The organism is Paenibacillus sp. FSL R7-0198 (assembly GCF_038000415.1).
Taxonomy (GTDB): domain Bacteria; phylum Bacillota; class Bacilli; order Paenibacillales; family Paenibacillaceae; genus Paenibacillus.
In genome coordinates this window covers 3,509,828-3,522,480 of the sequence record NZ_JBBOCB010000001.1, presented here as the reverse complement: position 1 = coordinate 3,522,480, position 12,653 = coordinate 3,509,828, and the positions used below count along the sequence as shown (strand labels likewise).

At 46.8% G+C, this 12,653-nt stretch carries 6 protein-coding genes; 4 read left to right on the top strand and 2 right to left on the bottom strand.

Annotated features, from left to right (window positions below; all coding sequences use genetic code 11):
* The first annotated feature begins 315 nt into the window (after nucleotides 1-315).
* On the top strand, nucleotides 316-6,915 hold the full coding sequence (locus MKY87_RS15145; RefSeq protein ID WP_340965281.1) for an InlB B-repeat-containing protein: 6,600 nt from the start codon (nucleotides 316-318) through the stop codon (nucleotides 6,913-6,915).
* A gap of 217 nt (nucleotides 6,916-7,132) precedes the next feature.
* On the opposite strand, the gene MKY87_RS15140 is transcribed toward MKY87_RS15145, so the two are convergent.
* Nucleotides 7,133-7,486, bottom strand: coding sequence for a winged helix-turn-helix transcriptional regulator (locus MKY87_RS15140; RefSeq protein ID WP_339787705.1), 354 nt, complete (start codon nucleotides 7,484-7,486; stop codon nucleotides 7,133-7,135).
* Between the two features lie 147 nt (nucleotides 7,487-7,633).
* Between MKY87_RS15140 and MKY87_RS15135 the strand changes: the two genes are divergently transcribed.
* Nucleotides 7,634-8,248 (top strand): flavin reductase family protein, encoded by a 615-nt coding sequence (locus tag MKY87_RS15135; RefSeq protein ID WP_445669422.1) that lies wholly within the window; start codon nucleotides 7,634-7,636, stop codon nucleotides 8,246-8,248.
* Between the two features lie 139 nt (nucleotides 8,249-8,387).
* Here the strand turns inward: MKY87_RS15135 and MKY87_RS15130 are convergent, their stop codons facing one another.
* The gene (locus MKY87_RS15130; RefSeq protein ID WP_340965279.1) at nucleotides 8,388-10,256 is read right to left on the bottom strand and encodes an AbfB domain-containing protein; all 1,869 of its coding nucleotides are present in this window, start codon (nucleotides 10,254-10,256) and stop codon (nucleotides 8,388-8,390) included.
* Between the two features lie 245 nt (nucleotides 10,257-10,501).
* Between MKY87_RS15130 and MKY87_RS15125 the strand changes: the two genes are divergently transcribed.
* Both MKY87_RS15125 and MKY87_RS15120 read left to right on the top strand, forming a co-directional pair.
* Nucleotides 10,502-11,914, top strand: a complete 1,413-nt coding sequence (locus tag MKY87_RS15125; RefSeq protein ID WP_340965278.1) for a DKNYY domain-containing protein — start codon at nucleotides 10,502-10,504, stop codon at nucleotides 11,912-11,914.
* Between the two features lie 250 nt (nucleotides 11,915-12,164).
* Nucleotides 12,165-12,404: a hypothetical protein gene (locus MKY87_RS15120; protein WP_062836614.1), complete on the top strand. Its 240-nt coding sequence runs from the start codon at nucleotides 12,165-12,167 to the stop codon at nucleotides 12,402-12,404.
* The last annotated feature ends 249 nt before the right edge of the window (nucleotides 12,405-12,653 follow it).

The window sequence follows — 12,653 nt, the reverse complement described above, 5'->3', positions numbered from 1 at the left end:
GTAGGAGTTACCCTCCCTACGCCTTTTTTGTGTTTATGATGTTCTCGCTTGTGAGTTGTTGCTTACTTAAAGTTTTCTTTATGTTTCACAAGCGCCCCTATCTCGCATGATAAAATACGGAAGAAAAAACGACATAATTTGCCTGTGTCGGTGTCACAATTCGACTGCGACTGCAGGAAGGTCGGTGAACGAATTCAATCTGTAAAGTTGGCATTATCGTACCTTAAAGAAGTCGAATTTTGGATGGTCTTTTTTAGTTTGATCTATACATAGAAGGGATGAATGAAAGTGAAGAAAGTAAGACAGGGATGGAAGGTGAGCCGGCAGATCCTGATGTGGATGCTGGTGATCAGCTTAATAGTTTCTGCCGTGCCCCTATTACCAGCGCAATCGGCAGTAGCGGCTGAACTGCCGATCCAGCAGACAGCAGTAACCAAATCTAGTGGTTTCCAGGATGTGAGTCCAACGGACTGGTTCCACGATGCAGTCGTCCATGTGCAGGAGAAGGGCATATTCAGCGGAACGAACGCGAGTAGCTTCTCTCCTAAGGGGACCATGACACGTGCCATGTATGTGACGGCACTCGGACGGATGGCCGGAGTCGATGCGGGGACGTACTCCACTTCGAGCTTTGCTGATGTGCAGGCGGGCAGCTGGTATGCGCCATATGTCGAATGGGCGGTTAAGAAGGGAATTACCGATGGCACGGGGGAACGGAAATATTCGCCGGATGCTACCGTATCTCGGGAGCAAATGGCGACGATGACGTTGCGGTATTTCGAAAGCGAACAGATCCCTTATCAGACCGAGAATCCGGTCACGACAGAGCCGGGCGATCTCGGGGATGTATCGCCTTGGGCGGCTGACGCGGTCATCAAGCTGTGGCAAGCCGGTGTGTTCACCGGGGATGAAAAGGGGAACTTCAATCCGCGTGCACAAGCTAGTCGCGCGGAAGCAGCGGTTCTCTTCATGCGCAACAACGCGGTTGTAGAGCCGTGGAAAAATCAGAATCAAACGCCGGTGACGCCTACTCCAACACCAACACCTACACAACCAACCCAACCGGGAACTCCAACGGAGAACCCAACGCCGACACCTGGCGGTAATAATGGTGGTGGAACGCCTGTAGACAACGGAGGCAACCCTGGTACAGGTTCCACCGCGTATACACTAACGTTTGATAGCAACGGTGGCTCGGCGGTCGCTGCGCAGGCGGTACGAAAAGGCCAGGTGCTAAATAACCTGCCGGCTCCAATAAAAGAAGGATATATATTCCAAGGGTGGTTTACAGATAGTGATCTTTCACTCATCTTTGCAAGTGGCAGTACCCTGACCGCAGATACGAAATTATATGCAAAGTATACGGATCGCGTGGACAGTGCTGTACAAAGTACGCCTAGCTACTCGGTACTGGATGTTGCGACGAACTATACGATCGCTGTACAAGATACATCGGGCAGCCTAACAGCATCTGAGGTCAAAGCTCGCATGACGTTTCAGGATACAGCCAATCCTGAATTTGAGGGGATCACCGTCACGGGAGGGAACGGGAAGTTCACGGTAGCGTCCGCAGTAGAAGGTGGTCATTTCGTAGAAGGCAACACGTATGAACTTACGTTGACAGACGACAACTTGACCTTCCAAGGCCAAGACGCGACGACGAGAATCTATGTGTTTGGCGTTGCGAAGCAAGAAATCATGGACATCCCGCTGCATACGAGCATGGTCTACCTGTCCTTTGCGGATGTCACGGATATGATGCTGAACGGCACGGAGGTTGGTTCGGCAGCCATTCCTGTAGTCGCCACAACGGTAGGTGGTAGTGGAAATACGCTGGCTGAAGCCAATGCAAGCAGCGGTACGTTCGTATATAACGGAAGCACCGAGGTTGAAGCTGGCGATACCGTCGCCATCTATCAAGGGGTTCGCCCTGATCTGCGCACGTTAGAAACAACCGGTGAAGACAATGGCGATATCGCCTATGTCCATATCTCAGCGGTGAACGGTACGACCTACACCTATGGTCAAGCAGATATCAATCAAGTATTGTTCAAACCGGATGTGCTGCCAGTGAGTGTAGATGCAGACACAGACAATGATCCTGATAACCATTCCATCACGGTTGAGCAGACTGTGATGAACTATAGTGACAGCATGTATGAGCCACTCGGCTTGGATGAGCTGACGACAGTGGATGTAGGCGACTTTATCGGGTTCTATGAGGGTGGATTTGCCCAATCGGATTTTGTGGCCACTGGTTACGGGCGCATCACGTCAATTACGCCTGCGGCAGAAATGAATATCATTACGTATACCGATGCTACGCTAGATGACGTCACGAGTGCGTTCGACCTCTATCAGAAGCAAGCCATTGAAGGCGAAGAGTTGTTGTCGAAAGACCAGATCGCACAGCTCGAAGAACAGATTGAGGAGCAAGCCTTAGATAGCGGGTTCGTTGATCAAGCGGCGGAATATCTGTCAGAACTGGCGATGGAGACAGAGGAGATTCAGAAGATCAATGCTCAGGCATCACGTGCCCTCTCTGGTGACAGTGGTCGGGTAAGTGTGGAGAATCTGACCGTTGTTGCTAAACTTGGCACAAAACTGAAGAACATTAACGGCCGATCCTCCGGTGTGAGTGCTACACTGCAAGTGGGCGCGGATATTGTTGTGAATGTTAGTGAAGATAGCGATCTGATCATCCATATGACCAGTACATTCGTTCAGGAGATGAGCCTGGATCTCGGTGTGAATTCGGAGACGAAGTGGCATTGGTATACCATTTCGACATTTTTGGGCGATATCCCGATCTTCCCAGTCATTGATGATTATGTAATCACAGCGAATCTGGATGCTTATAGCTATACCGGAATGAACATCACGGCAGAGATGGCTCTTGTCGAACCAGATAAGTTGGAAGCTGCGCTGACGAACTGGCTGGATGCGAAGACCTCTGGCAAATTTAGTCAGGTGCGGAACATTGCAACAGAGATTGAAGCGGTCATGGAGGGTGTGCAAGATACCGCCGTAGACTCGGAATCATTGAAGGAACAGTATCAAGAGATGTTGAGTCAGAAAACGGAGTGGGTTCCATTAATCAAGAAGACGCTCTTTGAAAAGAGCGTGCGTGTGGCACTGGGGATTATTGAAGTCCAATTCAAAGCTGAGTTTGTAGTTAGCGCGCAGGTGAACTTAACCATCGGGGCAGATTTCTATTATAAGATGGCTAAGCGCTACTCAGTGACCTTACGTGTATTGAGTTTCAGTGGTTCGAGTAATACGGTTAGCTTGCCAGAAGACGGCGATTACCAGTTTACCTTCTATGTGATGGGGACGCTCGGTTTGCGAGCCGGTATTCATATGGAGGTTCAAGCGGGAATTGGCAGTGTTGATTTGAATAGTATCGGAATTGCTGTAGAACCAGGCGTGTATGTGAATCTGTGGGGTTACTTCTACTATCAGCTAAAAAATATTAGCGGAGTGAAGACGACGAAGTCTTTAGGGGCCCTGTTCGTCGAGATCGGCATCTATTTGGAGGTGGCACTTGGCGCCCAATTAGGCGATGGAGCTCTCTCGGATAGCGTAGAACTGGCGGATGAAGAGTGGCCACTGTATACGATTGGGGAAGAAAAGAACGTCTATGACTTCGCCTATCCACAGGATGATGAGCTTGGGTTGCTCTTTAGAGGAAATGCTGACTCTCGCAATTTACCAGAGTCATTTTTCAAGATGAATACTCTTAATTTGAAAACAGGTATAACGACGGAAGAAACATATGATAGTTCACAATTTGATATTCAATTAAGCGGTGATAACTTCAGATTTTTGCTAGATAAAAAAGGGGTACAAGTTAGAAATAAGACGATTCCATCGAGTGCGGCTAAATTAGTTATTACTTGGAAGGGAGCGCCGATGTCATTCACGTCAGCTCCGATTCAGCGTACGATTCCGCTGAACTGGATTAAAAGTGCGGATGGTGATCTAACGATCGAATTCGATCCAAGTAATGGAGAACCATCTGAGATTGTGACTGCTGCCTTTAATGCAGCCATTCAAGTGAAAAACAAAGTCCCAGTAAATCCGGGATATACTTTCGATGGCTGGTATACTTCTGCCTATGGTGGTACAAAAGTGGACATTCCCAACCGGATGCCTACAGGTATTCCAAAACTGTATGCACGTTGGATTGTGAACACAGACACACCGTACAAAGTCAATCATTATTTGATAGATGCAAACTCACAGAAAATATCTGTGCTTACGGATTCCGAAACGAAGACGGGAACAACAAATACAGAGATTCGTATAACCTCTAACAAATATAGAGATCGTGGTTATAATGAAGTTGCAGTAAAAGGTATCTATATTAAGGGCGATGGTTCAACGGTTGTTAATATTTATTACAAACCGATAAGTCGGACATTAACTTTTAATTTAGGTTATGAGGGAGCACCGGAAGGTAAACTAACGGATCTAATTTATAAAAATATCGTTAATCGAATTCCAGTTCCGACAAGAACGGGATATACGTTTGCCGGTTGGTCACCGAATGTCCCAAGTACGATGCCAACGGATAACGCGACTTATACCGCAAACTGGACAGTCAGGGATGATACGCCTTACAAAGTCGTATACTTGCAGCAAAATATAGGGCATCCAACCTACACGGTTGCAGATGTAGAAACGCATCGGGGTATAACCAATACGAGGGTAACTCTGCCTAAAGAATCACTCAGGTCTTACGAAGGATTCACTGTAGATACAGCTCTTCCGGGAACGGTGTTAGATGCCGATATTGCCAGCGACGGTACAACGGTTCTACGGGTGTACTATACGCGTAATACGTATAAGTTGACCATAGATTACAATGACTTGAATACACCTGCAAAGGAGATCGATGTACAATACGGATCAACGACTTCATTACATTTCGGTGATCCAACTTGGGCAGGTCATGAATTCAAGGGGTGGTCAGCTGTCCCAGCGGTAACCATGCCTGCACAAGATATCGAGTATATCGCTCAGTGGGACATAGACCAGCATACTGTCAAATTTAACAGTAATGGTGGAGTGGAAGAAGTTCCTGATCAAACGTTAGCTTATGGAAAAACTGTCATCGCACCAGTCACACCAACGAAGAAAGATCATGCGTTCGGAGGTTGGTACAGCGACAGTGATCTTACGCAACCTTACAATTTCGCAATGTCGGTGACGAGTAATATTACGTTGTATGCGAAGTGGATGCGTGGGTATACGATGAGCATCAACAGTAATGGTGGGACAGAGATATCCGATCAGGCGGTCTACGAAGGAACAAAACCTGCGGCACCTCAACCACCAACGCGGGAGGGATATGTGTTCGGAGGTTGGTTTAGCGACAAAGATTTGACAAAGGCATATAATTTCACAACCGAAATCGTGAATGGTGATATCACCTTGTATGTGAAATGGGTAGTTGCTCAAAAAATACAGTATAGAGTTCGCTTCTATGATGAACAAAAGACTGAGCCAATCGATCAGCTGGTAACTGAAGGTGGTGTGGCAGTGGCACCTGAGCCACTACCGAAACCAAATCATACGTTCTTGTACTGGAGAGATAAAGAGAAGCGGAACCAAGCATTTGACTTCACAACACCAATAATGAGGAATTATGAGATACACACGGCATGGATACTGAATAGCTATGAGGTAAGCTTCATAAGCGACGGCAAGAAGTTGAGTAGTCAGTCCGTGTACCATCAACAATCTGCTAAGGAGCCTTCAAGTCCAACGCGCGAAGGTTATGTGTTTAAAGGCTGGTATAGTGACAGCGATCTGACGATACTCTACGATTTCAGGGCTCAGGTGACGAGTGAAATTTCGTTGTATGCGAAGTGGGCGCCTAAGTTCACCGTGAGATTTGATAGTAAAGGCGGCTCAGCAGTAAATGCCGGGACAGTGGAGTATAATGCTAAAATTGCGGCGCCTGCATCTCCGATGCGAACCGGTTATGAATTCGGCAATTGGTATAGTGATGAAGATTTGACCAGTGTCTATAATTTTGAGACACCGGTAACGACAAATCTCACGTTGTATGCGAAATGGACACCCGTCTTTACAATAATCTTCGACCATAAGGATGGTTCAGCGGTGACAGATCAGCAGCCGGTGCTGGAAGGGGAAGTGGTTTCTGAACCTGCCGCACCACATCGAGAAGGTTATACCTTCATCGGTTGGTATAGCGATGAAGATTTGACCAATGCTTATCATTTTGAGACACCGGTGACGACGAACATCACATTGTATGCAAAATGGAAGGTCTTATATACGGTAACTTTACGTATAGCAACTGAAGTGGTTAAAAAGTCAGTGGCAGAGGGCGATGTGGTTACTAGACCTGACGCCGTTCCTCCAGATAAAAATGGATGGGTACTCTACTGGTGGTACGTAAAGGGTAAGCCTTGGGCAGATGCTTACAATTTCGAGACGCCAGTGACAGGAAACTTTGAGTTAGACGCATATTTTGGACGTCCCTATACGGTGAACTTCGAGTCTAATGGTGGTTCAGCGGTTGCTTCTCAGACCCTCCTTGGAGGTATGGATAAAGTCCAAGTACCTGAACCTCCAGTGAAACCAGGATTTGTGTTCGAAGGTTGGTATAGAGATACACGTCATACCAGTGCCTATGATTTTGAGACAAATATGTCAAATTTAGGAATTGTTTCTTATACTTACACGTTGTATGGAAAGTGGCTGCCTCTCGACAATAATGAGATCAACAATAGTGACGGGAATTTCCTAACAGATGATAAGACGGTGGCGGAAGACAGTGTTGTTTCGCTAGCTTTTAAATCAGTAATGGATTCCTATATATATGATGGTTGGTATGCAGACCAAAAGAGAACGATTCCCATTAACTTTATGACACACCAGTGATGTCAAAGCGCACGATATATGAGTTTTGGTAGCACAGAACGTGAAACAAGACTGTCTTATATGGCACTAAAAAAGCAGGTGAAAAAAACAATTTGTTTTTCTTCACCTGCTTTTTTTATTAATAACTCAACCTTCGGTTGCGAAGTTTAGTAGGTGGAAATCCTGCTTGGGAAGCATTGTTCTGGATGAAGCCCTTCGCACTTATCAACCCAATTCACTATAATTCATGCAACGGTTGTGTATCAGGTACGTTATGCACACCCCATTTGCAGATTTCCTCCAGAATGGGCATTAGACTCTTGCCTCGGGGGGTTAAGGAATACTCCACTTTGGGCGGAGTCTGATCATACTCCACTCGTTTTATCACACCTTCATGTTCCAAATCGTTCAGTTGAGAGGTTAATACCTTGTACGTGATCCCGGGGACACGCCGTTTGAGTTCGCCGTAGCGTGTGACCCCATGGAAGGCAAGTTGATACATGATTTTCATCTTCCACTTTCCGCCGATAATGGATAGGGTGTAGTCGAATGGGGTGAGTGTTTCCGCTGGTTTTTTACTCGGATTATCCATCACGAATAAGCTCCTTTATGCAGGTACGCACTTCAAAGTGCGTACTTTTTTTGTGGTGAACAAGTGTATATTCTTATACCAACTATATGTTTCCCATGGGGCTTTGTAAACCGAAGGAGCTTCTGTTGGAATGGGGAAAAGGAGCGAGTGTCATTGGAAAAAAACAATGTATTTGAGTTTGCAACAGGTGATATCACCATCGATGAAATGTATAAATTGATGATTGGGTCCGTGGTACCACGGCCTATTGCCTGGGTTTCTACGCGAAGTATGGAGGGTGTGCTTAACCTCGCTCCATTTAGTTTTTTTACCGTTGCTTCACGCAATCCGGCTACGCTGCTCCTATCCATTGGGCCTGGTGTAGGTGAGAGAGAAGGAACAGTGAAGGATACACTCGTCAATATGCGAGAGACGGGAGAGTTTGTGATCAATGTAGTTCCCGCTGTACTTGCAGCGTCCATGCAGCGTTCGTCAGCAGATGTAGCATCGCGCGAAAATGAATTTCAACTGGCGGGGGTTACACCCAAGGCAGGCATACGTGTAGATGTACCTTCCGTGCTCGAATCTCCGATTGCTTTTGAACTTACACTGGATCGTATTATCGAGGTGGGTACAGATCATGTGGTTCTTGGAAAAGTAGAGCACGTGCGGGTGAATGCAGAGGCATATGCCGGTCATTATAAAATAGCGATAGAGAGCTGGCAGCCACTAGCCAGTCTGGCTGGTGATTACGCTCTAATTAAACCTGCTTTTTCAGTCTGAGATGAGGTTTCGTAATCTATATCTGAAATGGTGAAGCAGAGAAAGAACCGCTTTTCAGTTTTGAATCCTGAAAAAACGGTTCTTCCCCAAGATATGAATGTAGATGTAGGCGGTTAATCCTCATCTCCAATTCATTTGTTTAGAAATTGGTTCGCCCAAACGTGGCATCACTCTTCACCGTTGAGCTGCTGGATGCGTTGATGGCATCGAGTTGTAATACGTAATCATAATGCCGGATGTAATATCCGGGCTGACTGTACGATTGAAGGGATACTTTGGTGCTATCAGCCCAACCAGGACCGCTTAGGAACGTAGCATCTCCTTTGTAGGCAGCGGTGTCGGCATAAGCTTCAAGTACAATTTTGTTGCTGGCATTACGCTTCAGAAAGTAACCCGGGAAGTTGATGGACTCCAGTGATATTCCCGTGGAGCTGGCAAGACCCGGTACGACGCGGAATTGTGAGTCCTGGGCAGGAGAGACGTTGGCATCCACGCGAGCCGTGTAATTGGCATGACGGATGTATCGATCCGGATAGTTGTGCGAACTGAACCGGCTGTAACCTGTGGCTTCAGGTGTTGAAGGACCCAACATTTTGACCTCGTGCAGAGTTGGGGTGTACCAGTTCCCCGGATTATTCCACAAGACGGCGTTCACCATATTGATCCGTACATAACGGGCGGTGAAATGCACGGCATCCGTGGTGAAACCATAGGTCAGATTGTTGGTGCGATCCAAGGTGGAGTAATTAACACCATCGTTGCTAATCTCAATTTTGTATTTGTAGTACCCTTCAGAACCTTTATACATAAACCAGGAGGTGTCGATCTCGGTGATCGTCTTTGGTGTGCCGAAGTCCACCTGCCACCATGCAGGCCAGCTATTGGAGGAAGCCACCCATGAAGTCTGGTAGTTGCCATCATTAACGTTGGATGCAGACGATCCGGAGGCTGTGGAGATAGCGGTAGCTGTTTTGCCTTGGGCATGGTTGACGAGAGCAGGCGGTGTTACCGCACCCGTTACTGCATCGATATTCCATGTTGTAAACCACTCCAGTGATGCTGTTCCGTTCGAATCATTCAAGGTTAGCGGCAACCAGATATGTTTGTGCTCTCCGAGGTTCATCGGATTCCAGCGATCCCCCATGTAGATGTAAGATGTGGTGTTGCTGCCTGTAATCGTGGCAATATCATGTATCTGCGAACCGAAGGCAGATGGATTGCCATATGGCGTAAGCGCAGTCCATGGGCCCGTCATGGAAGTTGCTGTAGCATAAGCACCCTGATTCGGATACCAGCCAGCGGCTTGGGAGGTGAAGAGGTAGTAGCGGTTTCCTTTTTTCACAACAGCAGGTGCTTCACGGTAGGCGTTCTCGAACAGCCAGCCCTCGAAGGATTGTATTCCGGTATAACTTGCATTCATTTTAAAAATAGCCATCGTATCATTGGCACCGCCATTTTTGCGTGAAGCAGTAACCAGATAACCTGTGCCATCTGTATCAACAAAGACAGTCATGTCACGGGATTCATAATTCAGCGGGCGGAAGCTGCCTTCATACGTGAATTTGCCATTAGGGGTATTGCTTGTTGCGACCGCGACACGCCCGAGGTTGTAGTCCGTACCGTTCTCATAGTGTGCCCAGAGCACATACTGGTTAGTGGAGGCGTTATAGATGACTTTGGGGCGTTCAATTTTGCTGGAGGCCAGCTCGGTTGCAGAATCTTTCGTCAGGATGGCGTTGCTGAAAGTCCAGTTCTTCAGATCAGTGGAGGTGTAGACGTTCACGCTGTCGAACCTGCCGCCCACCGCATGTTCACCGTACAGATAATACGTCGAGCCTACCTGAAGAATGTTGCCACTGTTCGTATGGATGGGGTTGCCTGCGGTGTCGAGCCAATCGGTGCCATTGGTTATCGTGACACTTGCTGCGCTTGTTCGTTCAGGATGAAGTCCAAATAGGGTGAACGTGAGTGCAAAGACCAGAAACCAGACCGCTTTCCTGTTACCCATTACATACACCTCCCGAAAGATATCAACTAAAATATAACGCTTTCATTTATATTTTAATTCGACCAGACTCTTTTTCAAGTGAACAATCCATCCATTGCTGAACAAACCTTCATTTCATCGTGGCTGAGCGGTGAGAGCGGAGGAAATGTTCCTAAATATCAAGTGCGATGATGTAGAGAGGATCAGGAACACACGTTAAAATAAGGATAGACTGAATTCACATCATGGTTGGAGGGTGAACTGTCATGAACAAGTTTATTGTAGATGAAGACCTTCAAGTAAAATTGCATAATGACGAGGATGGAACGAACACTCCGATTAAGGGAGGCATTATCGCTCAGGATTTTGAAGTCATCTCTACGTATACAAAGGGATGGTTGACCTTCGCTTATCTGCGTGATCGTCAGGGAATATGGTGGTTCAATGCCCGCAAGAATAAGGCGAGTTTGTTCAGTCGGGATACGGAAGCTTTTCGTGTGATCGATGAAGATTACTGCTGCGACTCTCAGTACGTCTATCTGGAAGATCAGGCCGTGCCTGACTCCGATCCGAACAGCTTCCGGCTATTGCCGGATACGCCCTACTTTGCTCAGGACCAACGTTATTTATATGTAAAGAGCAGTACGCATTTTCATCTATTTGAGGATATCGATACGAATGCTGTGATTGCTCATCACGACTATTGCACCGACAAGGACCATTTGTTCCATATGTCCAGTTCTCTTCGCTATGCGAATGGGGAAAAGGATGAGGTGAGGGCGTGGCTGCAAGAACATCATCCCGACGTACCTGGCTGGTGGCATGCGCATTATGCTTACAGTGCAGAGGAAGCTACGCAGTTAACAGGCAATTGGTACGAGACTCAGTCGTCCATTTTTTATAGAACAGAATGGGGTGGTACCCCTCATCGAGAAGCGAAAGGTGTATTTAACCTTGTCCGTGGAGTGGACAGGTCTACCTTTGAACCGCTGGATGAGCAGTTTGCACGGGACGGGGAACGGGTTTATTTTCAGTGGCGTACTGTAAAGGGAGCAGACCCGGATACTTTTCAGCCATTAGGTGGACCTTTTGGACGTGACCGCAATCATGTGTATTACAACGGATATCGTGTGGACGAGGCAGATGCCCGGGAGTTTGAAGTGTTTGCCGGGACAGAGCATCTCGGACTTTCCAAGGATCAGCATCATGTGTATCGTGCCGAGGTTGTTCGGACAAGTCAGCCCTTCGGTCATCCTGACGATGTGCTTCAGATGATCAAGGGGGCGGATGCAGCAACGTTTGAGTTAATAACACCTTCCCGGAGCTGGGCAGTGGATGCTGATCGTGTGTATCTGTGGGGTAAACCGAATAAACATATCGATCGTGCCAGCTTTACACATCTCTTCGATGCCGATCCCCAGAGTTGGGCAATGGATCAGAATGGTCTGTATAATGCCAATGGCAAACGCACAGTAAAGGGTGTTAACGGTAGTACATTTGTCATGCTGAATCCATATTGGGGCAAAGATGAGCATGTGGTGTTCAGTTTTTTGACGGGGAGTGTATATAAGTCGGGAGATGCATCGACGTTTCAGGTTACGGATGATATCGGGGGCGCGGAAGATGCGTTATTTCGGTATACGGTGGAAGGCGGCACAGTGCGGAAAAAGAAGAGGTGAAAACCCCAGTCTTTATAGAAAATATTTATTTGATTTATCTTGTTGATAAACCGGCACGTTATAATAATCCCAAAATCGCATCACGTCAAGAGATAATGTGAGAATGAACGATTTAGCGAGTGTTCCCCCCTCATGCTTGCTAAATAGGAATGTATATACCGGTATACAGGGTGAAATCGCTTTTTCCAATTTATCTGGTGTTACGTAAAATATTCTTAACATTAATAAGAAATAAGGAAAGGAGATCTGCATGAACAGCGTGGATAAAATCAGATTTTTACTCTTAAACGGCGAAGCACCAGAGGCAACTTGTTACGGGTATATGGAGCTGAATCGGGATGGACATATGATCGCACTCTACAATAATTGCGGCGAGGAAATCGACATGTTTGGTGGACATGAATTTATTAGGGTACGGGCGCTTGGCAAATTCGATGATGAAGACCGCGATAATTTTTACTCCTTGTTAGAAAGTGATGGTGTAGGATAACCCTCATAGCAGACAGGTGGAGATTTGGTGTTAAGACCTACGTGGAACGCAATGGATATTCTCTGGAGGTAGAAGATGAACAAACGGGTTCGAGAGGAAGGTGGAATGAAGAGAGGGGCGATGTTGGCATGCCTAACAAGCAGACCTGTCATAACATCATGTTATCAGGTCTGCTTGTCTTTTTTTTAAAGCTATAGGCGGCCATAGCGATAGATATAGGAAATTAAATCGAATCTACCCCTATGATTC

Coding starts and splice junctions, on each gene's coding strand:
- MKY87_RS15120 (WP_062836614.1), top strand. CDS start 12,165: ATGAACAGCGTGGATAAAATCAGATTTTTACTCTTAAACGGCGAAGCA.
- MKY87_RS15125 (WP_340965278.1), top strand. CDS start 10,502: ATGAACAAGTTTATTGTAGATGAAGACCTTCAAGTAAAATTGCATAAT.
- MKY87_RS15140 (WP_339787705.1), bottom strand. CDS start 7,486: ATGGATAATCCGAGTAAAAAACCAGCGGAAACACTCACCCCATTCGAC.
- MKY87_RS15130 (WP_340965279.1), bottom strand. CDS start 10,256: ATGGGTAACAGGAAAGCGGTCTGGTTTCTGGTCTTTGCACTCACGTTC.